The sequence below is a fragment of the Marinomonas posidonica IVIA-Po-181 genome (assembly GCF_000214215.1).
Classification (GTDB): Bacteria; Pseudomonadota; Gammaproteobacteria; order Pseudomonadales; family Marinomonadaceae; genus Marinomonas; species Marinomonas posidonica.
The window spans coordinates 165393-182424 of the sequence record NC_015559.1; the positions used below are offsets into that span (position 1 = coordinate 165393).

Annotated in this window: 14 protein-coding genes; 4 read left to right on the plus strand and 10 right to left on the minus strand. The window is 41.2% G+C overall.

Annotated elements, in window-relative coordinates; translation table 11 throughout:
* Nucleotides 1-68: 68 nt before the first annotated feature.
* The 4 genes from MAR181_RS00745 to MAR181_RS18575 form a co-directional block, all read right to left on the minus strand.
* The gene (locus MAR181_RS00745; RefSeq protein ID WP_013794694.1) at nucleotides 69-2066 is read right to left on the minus strand and encodes an oleate hydratase; all 1998 of its coding nucleotides are present in this window, start codon (nucleotides 2064-2066) and stop codon (nucleotides 69-71) included.
* 149 nt (nucleotides 2067-2215) lie between these two features.
* Complete coding sequence (locus MAR181_RS00750) at nucleotides 2216-3871, minus strand: diacylglycerol kinase family protein (RefSeq protein ID WP_013794695.1); 1656 nt, start codon at nucleotides 3869-3871, stop codon at nucleotides 2216-2218.
* Nucleotides 3872-4045: 174 nt separating this feature from the next.
* Entirely contained in the window at nucleotides 4046-4768 is a 723-nt protein-coding gene (mtgA, locus tag MAR181_RS00755; protein WP_013794696.1) for a monofunctional biosynthetic peptidoglycan transglycosylase, read from the minus strand.
* 137 nt (nucleotides 4769-4905) lie between these two features.
* Nucleotides 4906-5202: a DNA polymerase gene (locus tag MAR181_RS18575; RefSeq protein ID WP_041651085.1), complete on the minus strand. Its 297-nt coding sequence runs from the start codon at nucleotides 5200-5202 to the stop codon at nucleotides 4906-4908.
* 6 nt (nucleotides 5203-5208) lie between these two features.
* Between MAR181_RS18575 and MAR181_RS18295 the strand changes: the two genes are divergently transcribed.
* Nucleotides 5209-5418 carry a hypothetical protein gene (locus MAR181_RS18295; protein WP_144011185.1) on the plus strand — a complete coding sequence of 70 codons (210 nt, stop codon included), beginning with the start codon at nucleotides 5209-5211 and terminating at the stop codon, nucleotides 5416-5418.
* A 133-nt stretch (nucleotides 5419-5551) separates the two neighbouring features.
* Here MAR181_RS18295 and MAR181_RS00765 read toward each other — a convergent pair whose 3' ends face one another.
* The 6 genes from MAR181_RS00765 to MAR181_RS00790 all read right to left on the minus strand — a co-directional run bounded on the left by MAR181_RS00765 (nucleotide 5552) and on the right by MAR181_RS00790 (nucleotide 14575).
* Nucleotides 5552-6727 carry a DNA cytosine methyltransferase gene (locus MAR181_RS00765; protein ID WP_144011186.1) on the minus strand — a complete coding sequence of 392 codons (1176 nt, stop codon included), beginning with the start codon at nucleotides 6725-6727 and terminating at the stop codon, nucleotides 5552-5554.
* 8 nt (nucleotides 6728-6735) lie between these two features.
* Entirely contained in the window at nucleotides 6736-8328 is a 1593-nt protein-coding gene (locus MAR181_RS00770) for a DUF262 domain-containing protein (RefSeq protein ID WP_013794698.1), read from the minus strand.
* Complete coding sequence (locus MAR181_RS00775) at nucleotides 8325-9308, minus strand: hypothetical protein (RefSeq protein ID WP_013794699.1); 984 nt, start codon at nucleotides 9306-9308, stop codon at nucleotides 8325-8327. Before MAR181_RS00775 ends, MAR181_RS00770 begins: the two co-directional genes overlap by 4 nt.
* Before the next feature lie 9 nt (nucleotides 9309-9317).
* Nucleotides 9318-10565, minus strand: a complete 1248-nt coding sequence (locus MAR181_RS00780) for an AAA family ATPase (RefSeq protein ID WP_013794700.1) — start codon at nucleotides 10563-10565, stop codon at nucleotides 9318-9320.
* Nucleotides 10566-10620: 55 nt separating this feature from the next.
* Nucleotides 10621-13356, minus strand: coding sequence for a DNA polymerase I (polA, locus tag MAR181_RS00785; RefSeq protein WP_041651483.1), 2736 nt, complete (start codon nucleotides 13354-13356; stop codon nucleotides 10621-10623).
* 112 nt (nucleotides 13357-13468) lie between these two features.
* Entirely contained in the window at nucleotides 13469-14575 is a 1107-nt protein-coding gene (locus MAR181_RS00790) for a GGDEF domain-containing protein (protein ID WP_013794702.1), read from the minus strand.
* A 240-nt stretch (nucleotides 14576-14815) separates the two neighbouring features.
* Here MAR181_RS00790 and MAR181_RS00795 point away from each other — a divergent pair, with 240 nt between their 5' ends.
* Genes MAR181_RS00795 through MAR181_RS00805 form a run of 3 tightly spaced genes read left to right on the plus strand, consistent with a single transcriptional unit; the run spans nucleotide 14816 to nucleotide 17005 of the window.
* Nucleotides 14816-15775, plus strand: coding sequence for a homoserine kinase (locus tag MAR181_RS00795; protein WP_013794703.1), 960 nt, complete (start codon nucleotides 14816-14818; stop codon nucleotides 15773-15775).
* Nucleotides 15775-16338: a DUF1007 family protein gene (locus tag MAR181_RS00800; protein ID WP_013794704.1), complete on the plus strand. Its 564-nt coding sequence runs from the start codon at nucleotides 15775-15777 to the stop codon at nucleotides 16336-16338. The genes MAR181_RS00795 and MAR181_RS00800 overlap by 1 nt, the downstream gene beginning before the upstream one ends.
* Nucleotides 16339-16369: 31 nt before the next feature.
* Nucleotides 16370-17005: a LysE family translocator gene (locus MAR181_RS00805; protein WP_013794705.1), complete on the plus strand. Its 636-nt coding sequence runs from the start codon at nucleotides 16370-16372 to the stop codon at nucleotides 17003-17005.
* Nucleotides 17006-17032: the final 27 nt, after the last annotated feature.

The window sequence follows — 17032 nt, forward strand, 5'->3', positions numbered from 1 at the left end:
ATAATATGACCAGTGGAACCCGATAGGCCGCCGATTAGCTGGCGGCCTTTGCCTGTTCTGCTTGTGCTTTATTCTCGATTTGAAAAATTCTCTCTTAACGCCTGAATCCAATTGCCAAACTGATGCATCAGTGTGCTGCCCTTGTCTAAAATTTCATGCAATTCTTCTTCGAATTTAGACTGCTTAACCTGTTCAGGTTCTGGTAACGGCGGCAAAATGTGAGCGTAATAGGTTTTATCCAACAGTCGATGCAATAACCTTTCCCCTAAAAAGGGTTTGTTGCTGTTTAAAGCGCGAGCGCCTTTAATCAAATTGCGAATGTCATATTGAGTCGGGCTAATGTCTGGTACTTGTTTGGGTATGTTCAGTAACTTATAGACCCCAATACGAGCGGTTCGAATGGACGCTTCCATGGTAAAGATGATGTCGTTACGAGTCTCGACGAACTGTCCTATCAGGCCAAGGTTGGTACAGCCTTCTGGTACAGGATGAGGTCGGTCACCCGTCGCACGAGGCATAAATTGAGCGGTAATGTACGGCATAAGTGCGACTCGAATTTTGGTCTTGCTGAGGATGTCCTTTAACTGATCCTGTAATCCGAGGTGATAGCAAAGCTCGGTGATGATTTCTTTTCCAGTACATTCCGGCATGGTTTTCTTTACCGCGTTCCCTTGTTGATCCATTAATAGGCCATAGACCCAAAGTACTAATGTGTCGTTTGGTTGGTTGGGAAAATGAGGTTGACGATTACAGGTAACGCTGAGTAACCATTTCGAATCGGTAAAGGTAATAATGCCGCCTGTTGCAGTGCGACCTGTGTATGGATCGTTGACGGCCAGCTCGATGATTTTTTGGGTTAATGGTGAGGGTTTACAGGTGAGCGTCGCGGACTCCCACATGGATTGTTCGGTATCGCCGTAGAACTTTTCGGGTTTGCCAAACACAGGGGATTTTTTCGCTAGGTTTTTCCATAACATCCAGCCACTTTGTTCCCCTGGGTCATCTTGTTCACAGGTTAATTGCGGCACCGTCTCCATGCTGGCGTAAGCGGTTTGCTCTGTCATTGAACCGGTTAGAGCAAATACCAAATCCTGATGATTAACGGCGATCGTTAGAGGCTGTTCTTGGTCATTTTCTCGAACCATGGCTTGAATGCCCGTCACGATTTTTTGATCCTCTGTTATCTGCATGTCCAAATCGACAACCCGGGTAGCGAATTGGAACTGCACGCCTTGCTGACGAAGGTAATCAGATAAGGGTTTAATGAAGGTATCGTATTGATTGTATTTTGGAAAAACCAAGGCCGACAGGTCAGCAAAACCGTCGATTGAATCGAGAAAACGGTGCAGGTAAAGCTTAGTCTCAAGCAAACTGTGGCTGTCTTTGAAGGCAAACATAGAGCGAAATAAGAACCAGAAATTACTCTTAAGAAAGCCTTTACTAAAATAATCTTCAATTCGAATGTCGTCTAATGCTTCTTTCCGCTTGAGCATTAAACGGATTAGTTCCCATTGTTGGGACTTGTTTAGGCCAAACTCTTTAGCATCCAGAATATCGCCATTTTTCGCCATGAGACGCGCTTTCGAATAATTGGCATCGTTGTCATTTATTAAACGATATTCATCCAATACTGAATAACCTTCGGGCAGCTCTGCCGCTGGAATGTCTTGGAACATGTCCCAAAGCGTATCGTAATTCCAATTCATCTCTCGGCCACCGCGGATGATATAACCTTCTTCTGGGTTGCCTGAGCCATCCATTGAGCCGCCTTCTAGGGTCATTTCTTCTAGAATATAAATGTTTTCGGCCGGCATATGAGCGTCACGAATGAGATAAAAAGCCGCCGCCAAACCACCAACGCCGCCGCCAATGATCCAAGCTTTGCGCTGCTCTATTCCCGGGGTTGGTAACGTCTTATGACGAGCGTAAGGTGAAATGAAATCGTAAGGTGGTAAGGTGTTCTTTGCTGAATGTTGCCAGTAGTCACGAGTGGCGTCGGGCTCGTGTTCAAATCCTTCTGCTGCTATGGTTGGAATATCAAATGTTGCAATCTTGTCGTAGCGCATCACAAATCCCTCTCGTTAAATAGCCTAGTGGATAGACTGATTCATTGAGTGTGGCATGGATCAACCATACCAAAGCTGAGATACATCAAGCGCTGAGCACTTATTACTAGGGATAACCAAGGGAAGGGAGAATAAGAGACTTTTTTCTCTTACTCTGAGTCCGCCTTTAATGCAGATTCCGGTACCACGACACTCAAGGATTTTGGTCTAACAACCACTTCTAAAGTGTCCGCTTCACGTGCTTCCCCATCCACCACATAATGTCCAATCTGACGGATGTCGACAGCCACTTTCAGGGCCGTTTTATGGAACACGCCAGAAGACGATTGCTGGCTTTTACCTTGCTTTTGACGGTTATCTCCAAGGCCTAACATAGCGAGCTCGGCAAGGTTGAGGATTTGCATGCGTTCTGGGTCTAACCAGGTTAAATCGAGTTCACCATCTTTAATGTCCGGCCCCCCTTTTCCTTGCGCTAACAGAGCGGTGACTGGCGACGCATTGGCAATGGTCAAACTGGGAGTATCAATTTCAAAGGTGTCACTGTCATTGAGCGTGACCTTGAAGGTATGGACATCATTCTGGCTGATGGCTTCCCATAAATCCTGTAAATACGCGATTTGTCCACTGTTGTTGTTTTTCTCACGGTCGGCTTTTTCAATCATTTGTTGTTCAAAGCCGACACCAGCCAACAGCAGCATCAATTCGTCGTTACAGGTCGCCGTATCAATGCGTTGTTCACAGCCATCAATGATGTTTAAGCAAATGGTTTTGGTTGATGGGATTTTTGACAGGCTTCCACATAAAGCATGACTGAGCGCATTGGTCGTGCCGAATGGAATAATGCCAAGTTTCACTTTTGTACCAACTAAGGCGGTTGCAACTTCCGTTACTGTGCCATCGCCACCACAAGCAATGACTAAATCTGGCGAGTTTTTGAGTGCCTGCTTGGCCAGCTCAGTACCATTGACCTCAAGTGTGGTGGTTTTAACCGTCAGGTTGTAATAGCCTGACAAGAGCTTCAGTATGGTGTCGTGTTCTTCTTCCCACTGACGTTTGCCAGCGACCGGATTGGCAATAATCCAAGCACTGTTGTGTACCACTAGGCGCTTATTTTCAAACGCTTGATTCAGTTGTTCAAACTGTTTGTTATTGAGCCGAACGGTGGGGCGAATGTCACGGATTTTGTTCATGATTTCTTTTGGTTTGGCATCTGGATATTGGCTTAATAGATAGGCCGCCACCATGAAAACTGAGCGACCGCGACCAAGAGCGCAATGTACGACGACCGACCGACCGTTCTTTTTATGAGTGTGTATCCAGTTTAAAGCCCGTTGAATTTGTGTGTCTGTTGGTACCGAATGATCCAAAATGGGAATGTTTAAGTAATCGATATTGGCTTGTAAAGACATCCAATTTAACGAACTGAATTCCGCTGTTACATCCAATACAGCACGGATTTTTTCATTTTTTATGTCGTGAATATCGGAGGGAAAGAGCCGTCTTGCCAGATAAACCCCGTCGTCTATTTTTTGCAGAGCTGGCACAGGGTCATTGCTGCGTGCCCAACTGTTATAGAGCTGAGTGCTCCATAGAAACGGCATAAAAACCCAGCGGATATAAAAGGGCATAGTGCCGTCAGAGCGTTTACGAAAGATGGTCGGTTTGTTCAATAAATAGGCTAAGCTGACGGAAAAAAAAGATAAGGCGAACCAAGCCCAAGCCAGCTTGAAATACAGGTGGCTAGTGAAAATAGCCAATAAAATAAAAGTGGCAGTGACCCATAAAAAATAATTTGGTTTAAACAAGTCCACTCTCCTAGCATACGACTTAGACTTAAAGAGTAGCTTAAATAATAGTCAGCGGAAAGAAAGCATTATGTATGTTTAATCAATTAGTTATTGGGTAACTGGGTGAGCGAACACTCACCTCAGCATGGTGTTGAAAATGGGGCAGACGTGTTGGAAATAGGTGATTAAGCGTTAGTTTTTCAGAATAGCGGCTAAGTAATGGCTGCCTAATTGGCGCATTTGCAGTTCAACCCAGACCGAACGTTTGCGTAGGTAGCGAGTAAGGTTAACAGGGTCACGCGTTCGAGGGCTGGGTAATAACACAGCCAAACGGGCCGCTTGATCCTTGGTTAAACGTTCGGCGGAACGGCCAAAATAGTGCTGACTGGCGGCTTCCACACCATAAATGCCTTTACCAAACTCGGCCACATTCAAATAGACTTCAAGAATGCGTTTCTTGCCCCAAAGCGCTTCCAAACCGAGCGCCAATCCAGCTTCCAGACTTTTGCGCAGAAAACTTTGCCCAGGCCAGAGAAAAATATTCTTAGCGGTTTGTTGGGTAATGGTGCTGGCGCCTCGTAATCCGTTGCCATTAAAATATTGCTTCAGCGCGTTACGAATGGCCGCGAAATCCACACCATAATGCTTGGGGAATCGTTGATCTTCAGAAGCCACCATCGCCAACGCCACATGATTAGGCAACTTATCAATACTAATCCATTCCTGCTTTACAGGGTAATCACTTTGCAGCATAAATGCCGTTGTCGGCAAAGGAACGAATCGGAATAAAACTGTGACCAAGATAAGCAGTAACAATCCCCGCCAGAAAAGCGCCCAGAATTTGCTCAACAAAGAACGACATAAGCGACCCAATACACTGTGCTTAGTTTTAGACTGAGACTTTGTTTTTGGCATTGATGGTGACTTCCTACTGCTTAAAGCATCCTCTGCTGTACACAAAGTAAACCACAAGCGCATGGTGGAGTCATCTCAGATGGAAATTAACCATTATTAGGTAGCTCTGATTTCCTGTTTTGCCTATTGTGAGGCGCTTAATGCGCCTCGTCCCAGTTATCCCCAACGCCTGCTTCTACCAGCAAAGGCACGTCGATTTTGCTGCTGTTCTGCATGATGTCGACGATTTTGGCTTGGGCGGCGTCGAGGTCTTTTTCAGCCACTTCAAAGATCAATTCATCGTGCACTTGCATGATCATGCATACATCAAGGTCGGTGCTTTCTAACCAGTTGTGCAAGCCTATTTTAAATATACAGTTACCGTGTCGTGTGGCCGGAGCAAGGAAAACGGCCTTAAAACCTATCAGCTGGTTTAAATATCCAGAAAAATCCAAGATATTGTGAAGATCCTAAGCCTGAAAGGTGTCGAAGGCAGTGTGCTAAAAGCATGGAAATGGCTAGAGCGCCCATTGCATCATGCAGATGGACTGGAAAATATGGAAGGTATTCCATTTGAACTTATGGATGAAAACGCATTGGATATAATCTATCAGAACGCGAAACCATATTTAAATTACAAAATTGACGTTGAAATGCTCTGGCGCGATTAATTTTGATCTAATCCTAATTTCTCGAAAAGAGAATCGGACTGTCAAATAGCTAGATAATCTCAAATCTATTTTAAATTTTCTCATAAATACACTGTGTTTCTATTATATCATTTAGTATTTCATAAATAGTTTTTTATAGAGGTGATTGTTCATTATCTGATATCCATTGCTCATATAATGGGGTCAATATTTTTTTAGAGATGAAAGAAATTACAGGGACGCATACGGCATCCCCCATTGCAAATAATGCTTTGTTTTCAATGTCAGGTAATTTATAACTATCTCTTAAACCTTGTAATCTAGCATATTCTCTTGATGTTAAATAACGAACGTCCCAGCTACCATTTCCTGATCTTATTAAAATCTGTTTACTCGAACCTCCTCTTGGTGTTCTTAAGCAACCAGCAATTCCATCTGTTTTGATTTCAGCAGTTGATTTACCATTTCTCATTCGTCTAAAAACTGTTGAATAAGATAAATTCTTAGCATTTACCAGTGAATCAAGCCTATCCTTGTGTGTCCTTGTCATTTGGGAATAAAGATATTCTTTTCTAGTCTGATTCCACCATTTTTTTGAAGTCATTGGTAAGTTTTTTTGTATGTATTTTTCAAGATCATTATGTATTTCATTATTGAAGTTGATTTTAAAAATTCCCCATTTTAGATCAGGGCAATTTAAAATTACTTTTTTTATTTGTGCTGTTCTTATTTTTTTATTACTATCGAATTCTGTCCACCAATTAGCTTCTTCGTTCTCATTTTTTATTTTCATTTCTTTTTCGGCTAATGATTTTTCAACAGCAATTATAAATATCCTTTTTCGACTTTGTGCTGTGAAAAAGTTGGCATCAATTTCTAAAATATCAATGTAATAGTCAAGTTCAGAAAAAGCTTCGATAGTATGTTTTATGTCCTTTCCATTATGAGAGTTTAAGAAGCCATTCACATTTTCAAGTAAAATTACTTTTGGTTCTTCATTCTTTGATTTTTTGATTTTTATGATTTCAAAAAATGCCTTTATGGTTCCAGAATGTATTCCTGCTAAGCCGGCTCTATTTCCTGAAATTGACAAATCTGTACAAGGGAAAGAGGCTGTATATAAAAAAGCACTTCCTTCTAAAGCAGAAATATCTTTGGATATATTCCAAATATCTTCTAATAAAAAATCCTTTTCCCCATAGTTTTTTACATATGTATCTTTTTTATCCGTTGAAACATCACTAGAAAGACTACATATCCAATTATCGGAACTTAATCCTTCTCTTATTAATCCTACGCCAGCGAAGAATTCAAAAAAATTTTTTTTCATATTAAAATTCATTTATTTTTCGTGTCATATTTTATATTTAGTAATTCCGAAGCTGGTTTTACTAAATTTTCGATTTCCCATTGATAGATTTTTTCTTCTCTAATATCACAAAATAAATCAATTTTTCCATCATTGAAAATATTTATTAATTCATCATCTAGGAAATTACTTTCTAATTCATTTTCAGATATGTTATTTATGTCTATGGCTTTGTTGTTTCTAGATATGAAGTATAAACCACTACGGTGGATTTTTTTTGTTTCTATTGTTGGGTGTTTTATTTTCCTTAATATTTTTCCTCTGCTTTCTATCAAAGATATTTGGTTTTCAGAATTACCTTTTAATTCATCAAGCCTTATAGAAAGTGAAAGGCTCCAAGCTTTTACTCGAGCTGTTTTATAATTAATGTTTTTAGTCCATTTTTCAACATTTATTGATGAGTTCAAAGTCCAGTTAAGTGTCCCAGTTTTTAATAAGATCTGAAAATCATTAATAGCATTTGAGGAGTTCCTTGCTGTAGTTCCAAATGCGCCAGTATAAGTCGTAAATGTAAACCAAGCTTTGAGTGTTTCATCATCTATTTTTTTCATGTTTGCTCTGAAAGCTTGGGCTAAAGTTATAAGCTGTAACTTATATGGGAAGTCGTTTGGACTGTTGATGCAAAAATTTTCGTTGGAAAAAATAGCTAGTTTTTTTAGCGATTTAAAAATATCAACTATAAGGTCTTCGTTTATTTTTTTCACTAATTCTTCAGTTCTTTTGCTGTATATATCAAATCCCACAAAGACCTTTATTAACAATATTAAATAACTGTTATCTATATCATACCAATCATTATTATTTATTAAGTAATTTTCCTTGGCACCTTCAATTACTTTTAATAAATCAAAGTCTGTGGAATAGCTTAATGCATTTAACATATGAGTTTCGGACATTTGCGTTCCGCGAGTGTTTATACGTTCGAAGCTTTTTGTTACGATGTCTTGATCATTAGTTTCAAGAGGGACTACAGGGAGCTTATAACTAATGAATGCTGAAACTATATCATCAGATCTATCAAGCCATTTTGATTTTTCTATGGGGATTGTTCTCTGGTATTTAAGGAGTTTTTTTGTGTCCATTATAGCGCTTAAAGGCATATATCTTGGGCTTATATATTGATCGCTATGTATTTTTTGGATTGTCTTTTTTTGAAAGAATGTATTATTTATATCGCTGGAATTTAAATCACAATAAATATCATAATTGTTAGATTCCACATGGTTTTTTATTTGATCTGTGGGATGATAAATAGATAAAAATAAGGTGGTTAATCTTTGTAATCCATCCATAAGAAAAATATTATGTTCGGAGTTTGATTTTTTTAATTCAAAAGGGCCTATGTTTTCAATATATTTCATATTGCTTTTTCTTGTTTCCCATAGCAATATTGCACCAATAGGTAGGCCTTCCAATATGCTACATAAAAGGTCGTGCTGCTGCTCCCAATCCCATACAAACTCACGTTGGAATCTAGGTATTTTAATTTCACCTAAGTTTAACTGTTTTAGTAAATGAGTCATAAAGACAACTCTCGGTTCTGAATTATGTAGAGAGCTCATGATGGCAACCTTGTGAAGTTTAATAAATTGTCTATTAAATTTTTTATTTCAAGAGAAGAATCTTTTTTTTCTATCAGTCTTCTAATTATCTCATCCTCATTTTTATTTTCATTTGTTAGACGAATAAACTTAGAAAATATTCCTTTTCCAAATCCTGAATATAACTCATTTTCACGAATCATTTCCTCTATATTATCGTATAGTCCAGAGTTTTTGCATGAAGTATCTTTTAATCCTCTCTTCATATGATAATAATATTTTTGTTCTTGATTCATTGATAAAAACGCGCTATATTTTTTTTGATCTCTATCATTTTTGTTGAGTTTATTTTTCAAATGTTCAATTGGCAAGTAATTTTCAATTGCTCTTCTATTCCAGCAATGGTGTTTTAGACAGTTTTCCGAACAGACTTCAATTACTTCTTTAGCTTGTCTGGATATGTTATCTTTTTTGTTTTTGTCACTATCAAATATAACAAAAACTTTATTTTTAATGTGGTTTTTATCTTTGCTAGAGACTATGTGCTTTTTAATTTCACCTAAACCACCTTTACCAACAAAAATTATTTGATTTTTATCGGATTTATCTAAGAAGTATTTTTTTATTTCTTCTGCCATCAAAAGTAATAAAAAATCTCTGTCATCAATTCCATTTTCAAGCCAAATTTCATATGGCTTGTCAATTATTTTTATTGCTTCTTCTATTTTAATTATGGGGTATTGTAAGTTCCAATTATCTTTTTCTTTGTTGTTTACAACTTCGAACTGATGTTCTATTTTGAAATTTGACTTGCATGTTGTTGTATATTCTTTAATAAGCGTCCAAAGCTCAGGATCATTTTTATCGATCCAATCTTGTACAGTGCTATCTTCATCATTAAAATCAATAAACGCTCGTCCACGAAGTGAAGCTAGAGCCATATAATTCAAAGAATGTTTGTTTTCATCATTGAATGCATTATTTTTAATGTTGAATATCATTATTAACCTTTAAATTTCTAAGCGGCTTTGTATGATTTTTTTTGACTGATGTATAGTTTCTTTGAACACGTTATTTGGCCAGTCGTTGGATAAATATCCATTATCATCAATGTCTATTTTCTTTAATTCTGATGTATATTGTGTCTTTTTAATCCAGATACATGAAAAATCATCTTTCGAAAATTCCTTTTTTATGATTGCCAACTGTATCGCTTTTAAAAAACTCTCAGAGTGTGTTTCAAAAATATATGAAGCAGAAGGATTATCTTTAGAGCATTTAACAAGAAAGTTGGCTAATTCAACCGTTGCTTGCGGATGTAAGTGTAGCTCAGGTTGTTCGATCGTAACTACTGGGAATTCTCCCAATTCTCCTTCAGCAGCCATAGCGCACAACATGACTACAGGTAGAGCCTGAGCTATACCTTCTCCTGAATCAAGAATTGCTATTCTAGTAGGAGAAAAATCATTTTCATCTTCTTTAATTATCGTTGGAGCTGTCATAATAGTTTCTAATCCGACAGTTCTCAAGCCATTCTTAGAATTATGAATAGCGCTAAAGTCTAATTCTCTTCCACATACGGAATTTAACCACATATTAATTCTATTTATTGATTTTGATTTGTTTTCAGCTAAATTCCATAGGATTGGTCCAATACCTTGCCCATCGGGACTTAAATATAAGGGGACACCTAGACCTATATTAAAATACCTAGGGGGAAAAGCTCTAACTGAGGATACCCAGTGCAATGAATTTGAAAAATTAGAAATTAACTTGTCTAATCCCAAAAACTCTTCAGGGCAGCGAAAGTTGTAAAAGTCGATGACTTCATTTGGTTCTGATTTATTTTCTAATTTATTCTCTTCTTCAAGAGAGCGTACATACTGTTTAATTAAAGATTTAGACTTTAAAGTTAAATCAGTCATTCTTTCAGGTTGGTCGCCTATTTGTTGTAGAGAAAAGTTTATACAACTGCCTTCCTCCCAATCTACACCAAATCCAAGCCGATTTTCTCCATTAAACAGAATATTTTCGTGTAGTCCTCCTCTTAATGATTTACATGAATAATCTAAATAGCTTGGGGTAAAATAACTACTAGTTTTCCTGAAACTTGATGATAAAAGTGGAAAAGCTCTTAATAGCGCACTTTTCCCTGTGTTGTTATAGCCAAATATGAGTGTCAGGTTATTAATGGGGATAATATGTTTCCCTCTAAATGCTTTGTAATTTTCTACGGTAATAGATTTTATTTTACTCACACCATCGCTCCTAATTTTTCAAAAAATTTACTACTATATTTATTATCAGAAGAATTTAATGCGCCTCGTCCCAATTATCTCCCACGCCTGCCTCTACCAGCAAAGGCACGTCGATTTTGCTGCTGTTCTGCATGATGTCGACGATCTTGGCTTGCGCGGCGTCTAGGTCTTTTTCAGCCACTTCAAAGATTAATTCATCGTGTACTTGCATGATCATGCGCACATCAAGGTCGGTGTCGGCGAGCCAGTGGTGCATTTTGATCATGGCGCGTTTGATGATGTCGGCGGCGGAGCCTTGCATCGGCGCGTTGATCGCGGTGCGTTCGGCAGCTTGGCGCATCATGGCGTTTTTTGCTTTGATGTCAGGCAAGTACAAACGACGGCCGTAAATGGTTTCAACGAAACCTTTCTCTTTGGCATTTTCACGAGTGTTGTCCATGTAGGTGCGGACGCCTGGGTAGCGTTCAAAATAGCGTTGTACGTATTTTTGCGCTTCAGGACGGGCGATGCCGAGCTGTTTGGCTAAACCAAAGGCTGACATGCCGTAAATCAAACCAAAGTTGATGGCTTTTGCACGACGACGTTGCTCTGTGGTGACTTCCTCTGGTGTAGTTTCAAACACTTCTGCGGCGGTGGCTCTGTGTACGTCGGCATTGTTGGCGAAGGCATCCAGCAAGCCTTGGTCTTGTGACAAGTGAGCCATAATGCGCAGTTCGATTTGCGAGTAGTCGGCGGCGACCAGTTTGTAACCTTCTGGTGCAATAAAGGCTTGGCGAATACGGCGGCCTTCTGCGGTACGAATTGGGATGTTCTGCAAGTTCGGATCCGTCGACGATAAACGACCAGTGGCGGTTACCGCTTGATGATACGAGGTATGAATGCGTCCTGTTTTTTGCAACATTTCCGGCAGCTTGTCGGTGTAAGTGGACTTAAGTTTCGACAAACTACGGTGTTCCATGATGATGCGAGGCAGTTCGTAGTTTTCGGCCAGTTCTTGCAAAATCGGTTCGGCGGTGGAAGGCTGGCCTTTAGGCGTTTTCTTGATGATGGGCAGTTCCAGCTTTTCAAACAGTATGACTTGTAACTGTTTCGGTGAGCTTAGATTAAAGCTTTCCCCTGCTGCTTCATGAGCTTTAATTTCCAGTTCTTGCAGCTTGGCGGCGATTTCACTACTTTGCGCATGCAATAATTCAGGGTCAATCAGTGCGCCGGTTTGTTCCATTTTTGCCAACACGGGCACCAACGGACATTCAATGTCTTTGAATATGCTCACTAACTCAGGTGTCTTTTCTAACTGTGGCCAAATGGCTTGATGCAAGCGCAAGGTAATGTCGGCGTCTTCTGCGGCATAAAAAGCAGCTTGTTCTAAGTCGATCTGATTGAAGGTTTTTTGCTTCGCGCCTTTACCGGCAATGTCTTCAAAGCTGACGCATTTATGGTCAAGGAATTTTTCCGCCAAGCTGCCCATGTCATGGCGCGAGCTGACCGAGTTAAAGACATAAGACTCCAACATGGTGTCGTAAACAATACCTCGTAAGGCGATGCCGTAATTGTTCAACACATTGGCGTCGTATTTTAGATGCTGACCGACTTTTGCCGCCGTCTCGTCTTCCAACCAAGGTTTGAGTTGTTCTAATACCCAATCGCGATCCAGTTGTTCTGGCGCATCTTCATAGTCGTGAGCAAGGGGGACATAAGCTGCTTTGCCTACTTCGGTGGAAAACGACAAGCCCACCAGTTCTGCTGCCATGTAATTTAAGCTGGTGGTCTCGGTATCAAAGGCTACCAAGTCGGCTTGTTGGATTTGTTCGAACCATTTGGTGAAGCTTGCTTGATCTAAGAGAGTGTCGTATTGCACTTCAATGTCAGACTTGCTGGCGGTGGCTTGTCCATCCAAATTGCTTGCAGTGTCATTAGGGCCATCGATGCTTGGTGCTTTGTCTAAGTCCTTCAGCCAAGTTTTGAATTCTAGCTTGGTAAACCACTCACGTAAGGCGTCTTTGTCTATTTGCTTGTTTTGCAGTTCCAATGCATTGAATGGCAGTTCAACGTCACACTTGATGGTGGCCAAGACGTAAGACAGCTCCGCCATTTCTTGATTGTCGGCCATTTTTTGCTTCATGGTTTTAGAGCCACGGAAGCCAAGGGCGGCGATCTCGTCTAAGCGATTGTAGATGTCTTTTAAGCTGCCTAGTCCTTGCAATAGTGCGAGTGCCGTTTTTTCACCCACGCCCGGTACGCCAGGAATGTTGTCGACTTTGTCACCCATCAGCGCCAAGTAATCGATAATTAGCTCAGGCGGAATACCAAACTTATCTTTCACGCCCTGAATATCCATCACGGTGTCCGTCATGGTATTTACCAAGGTCACTTTGTCGGTCACCAATTGCGCCATGTCTTTATCGCCGGTGGAAACGATCACATCACGACCCGTTTCACCGACTTGTTTGGCGATGGTGCCAATGACATCGTCGGCTTCTACCCCTTCAATAATCACTAAAGGTAAGCCCATGGCGTCAATCATGCGATGAATGGGTTCAATTTGAAGACGCAATTCATCTGGCATAGGGGGACGTTGTGCTTTGTAATCACTGTAGATGTCGTCGCGGAAGGTTTTTCCTTTGGCGTCAAAGATCACTACGATGGGGGAATTTGGGTAGGTTTTAATAAGGCTACGAATCATGCTGATCACACCACGAGCCGCATTGGTTGGTTGCCCTTCGCTGGTCGTGAGTGGTGGGATGGCATGAAAAGCTCGATATAGGTAGGACGAGCCATCCACTAAAATCATAGGTGTGTTTTGAGTTGTCGAATCCGTAGCCAAAATGAAACCTCTATAAAAAATGGCAAAGTTGGCTCTATTCTATGTGTTTATGGATTAATTTTCAGTGCCAATGAGGAAATTAGTGGTGGCTAGCGTGTGGCTTTATAGTCTTTTCAATATCAGAGAATAGAACGGCTTGGTTGCGGCCATTATGTTTGGCGTGATACAAGGCTTTATCGGCTTGATTGATGAGAGCAAGAAAGTGCTCGTGATGAGCAATGTGTGACATCCCCACACAAGCGGTGATTTGTCCGACATCCTGATAAGGCAATTGGCTTAATTTGATTTGGAATTGATCGGCAATGTGAGCCATTGAGCCTGAATCTGGGTTAATAAATACCGCGATGAACTCTTCCCCACCCCATCGACCGATGATATGGGAGCCTCGGTAAATGGTTCGTAAGCGAGACGCGAATTCGACCAACACTTGATCGCCCATGTCGTGTCCATAGGTATCGTTCACTCGTTTGAAGTGATCAACGTCGATTAATGCCAGACTGATTAAATCATCGTGTTTAAGTTGTGCAAGCCAATTCTGAAGGCCTCGTCGGTTATAAGTATCAGTTAAAAAATCTCGGTCTGCTTCAAGCTCTGAGCGCTGTAAATCTGTTGCGACTCGGAGCATATGATTGCGAATGCTTTTTTGATAGGGCGCCACCATATAGAGCAACAGGCAGCCTGGCCCCCAGAGGCCAAGTAATTCATAGCTGTGCCTCGTGTGCAGTTCCAGTGGGTGCAAAACGAGATAGTGCACCAAGGGGATGGCGGTACAGGCCCAGCTTAAGACAATGTATTTTTTGAACTCTTTGGGCAAAATGGTCAAACCGAGAGTCAGTATTGCAATGATGACCCCTGAGATGGGGGGGTAAAAATCGATTAGCCTGTGTTGTTCCCCTTGCCAAGCGAGCCAAACGTGTATCCAGGTGGCCGGTATAAACGCAGATAAGGTCAGCACAACATAGATGGTGATGACCTTGCTGATTCGGTTGTGTGGATCTTGATTGAGAAAGGCCAGCAAGGCTAAGAACAATCCACTGATAAGGGTAGGAATGAGGGAATCTGTAATTAAAGGTGTGGGAAAAAAATGGAAAAACGCCGCATACATTAGACTGCTAAAAAAAGAAGCCCACAATAGCCTTTGTAAAGCAGAGATGGTGATTTGTTCTTCGTCGTTTTGTAATCGCATAATCAAGTCTGATTGGTTTTTGTGTGTATTTTAGAAAATACTAGATGTATGTGCTGTAGTGTTTTCGTGAAGAAGTGTCGACAAACATGTATCCGAGGTAGGTTTTTGCAATCCAATGATGGCTTTTTTGTGGTGAACTAGGTGAATTAAGTGTGTCTTAGATTGACCTTTTAGTGCTTATTGTGGAGCATAAGCAGTTTCGTATCGCTTCAATTTCTGATTATCAATAGGTAGCACAACTTGGCAGTTTACACTTCCCTTTCTGACTCTGACATGCGGGCTTTAGTCGCGGATTATTATTTAGGCGAGCTAGTGTCATTTCAAGGTATTTCTGGTGGCGTGGAGAATACAAATTATTTTTTAACCACCACCACAGGGAAGTACGTATTAACCTTATTCGAAGAGTTTGAGTACGATGAAGTGCCTTACTTTTTAGACGTAGTCGCGCATTTGAAACATAAAGGGTTTAATGTTCCAGCGGCGTTAATTGATATTCACGGTGAGCGCTTGAGAATGGTCAAAGAACGGCCAGCGATTATTGTGGATTGTTTTTCTGGTGATGGCTTGGAACAGACCTCGGTCGAGAGTTGTCGGCAAATGGGCTCAGCCTTGGCAAAATTGCACATAGCGGGAGAGGATTTTCCTGATCATCGGGAAAGTCATCGAGGCATGGCTTGGTGGCATGCGACCAGCGAAGCGATTTTGCCTGAATTAGAGCCAGATCAAGCGAGGCTACTGGCATCCCAAATTGCCGAGTTTGATGCTTTTATCGCCGAACATGATGATTTGCCGAAAACGACCATTCATGGGGATTTGTTTTTTAACAATACCTTGTTTGATGGTGAATCGTTATCGGCCATCATCGATTTTTATAATGCTTGTTATTCATGGGTTATGTACGATTTAGCCATTGTTGTGAATGACTGGTGTTCGGACATTGAGACGGGTGAACTGGATATGGCCAAGTATCGAGCATTGTTAAAAGCGTATCTATATGAAAGAGAACCAAGTGTGGACGAAATCAAAGCTTGGCCATATATGTTACGAATTGCGGCGGTGCGTTTTTGGCTTTCCCGTTTAGAAGCTTGGCATGGCGCGAAGGACGACCCTGAACGCCTTGCACAGCAACATGACCCGCGTGAGTTACAGCGTATTTTAGAAGCTAGGCTGCGTTACACCCCAGCCCTGATGGAGTTCTGATGTTTCGTTTTATTCTTGCTGCCATTTTAGGCTTAACGACGTTACAAGCTTTGGCCCATCCACATGTTTGGGTGGACACTCAGTATCGTGTCAAGGTAGATGCGACCAGTATTGATCAATTAGAAGCGACGTGGAGCTTGGACTTATTTACCTCCACAAGTTTGATTGCTGAATATGATATTGATGCCAATGGTGAGCTGGAAGGGCAAGAAAAGCTCGACATGCTTGAGGTACTCAAAAGCTTTGAGACTTATGGTTATTTCATCAAACTGAAGCGTGATGGTACGGATTTTGTTCCTGATGAAGTGCATGTCATGGATGTGCGTATTCGCGATCAAATGTTATGGATTCGAATGGCCATTCATTTGCCTGAGCTAGTGAATTTGGAAACCTCGACCTTAAGTCTCGCGTTTGGTGATGATGAGTTGTATTTTGCCATGGAACCTGTGGAAGAAGGTTTGGTTCGTTTGACGGGGGCTTTCGCTGAAATCTGTACCCCTGCGGAACGTGAAGCCGAAGAAACATCGGTCGCCTTTTGGGTCGATTTAACCTGCAAACCATAATTGACTTGTCTATTTTCTGGAACGAATCTGTATGCTAGAGCATTTTCAGTGGTTGCCCTTTTTATTGGCCATTAGTGTCTTGACCATGAGTCCCGGCGTTGACACTATTTTGGTGATGCGCAATACCGCTTTGGGTGGCTGGCGTTTGGGCTTTCTGAGCAGTTTAGGAATTTGTTTGGGACTGTTCGCTCATGCCACTGTGTCGGCATTAGGTTTGTCGGTTATTTTACTTGGCTCGGCGGGCTTGTTTACCGCATTCAAATTATTGGGCGCGGCCTATTTAGTGTATCTCGGTGTGCAAGCATTACGCAGCGCTGCGAAGCCTGTAGGCTTGAGCTTTAACACCGCAAGTGATGTTCATCGAGTGACGGCGTGGAGTAGCTTTCGACAAGGTATTTTGTCTAATGTCTTGAACCCCAAACCGATTGTTTTCTACATGGCGTTCTTGCCACAGTTTATTGACCCAAGCCACTCGGCATTGGTGCAATCTCTGTTTATGGCCTCCCTTCACTTTATGATTGCGATGGTGTGGCAAATGTTTCTGGCGCTGATGATTCATCGAGCGCGAGTTTGGCTGGCGCGACCAAAAGTCGCACAGGTCATGGATAGTCTGACTGGTGTATTACTGGTGGGCTTTGGTGTAAAACTCGCATTAAGCCAGCGCTGATCGTGTGGTGTAATGCTTTTTGGTAAA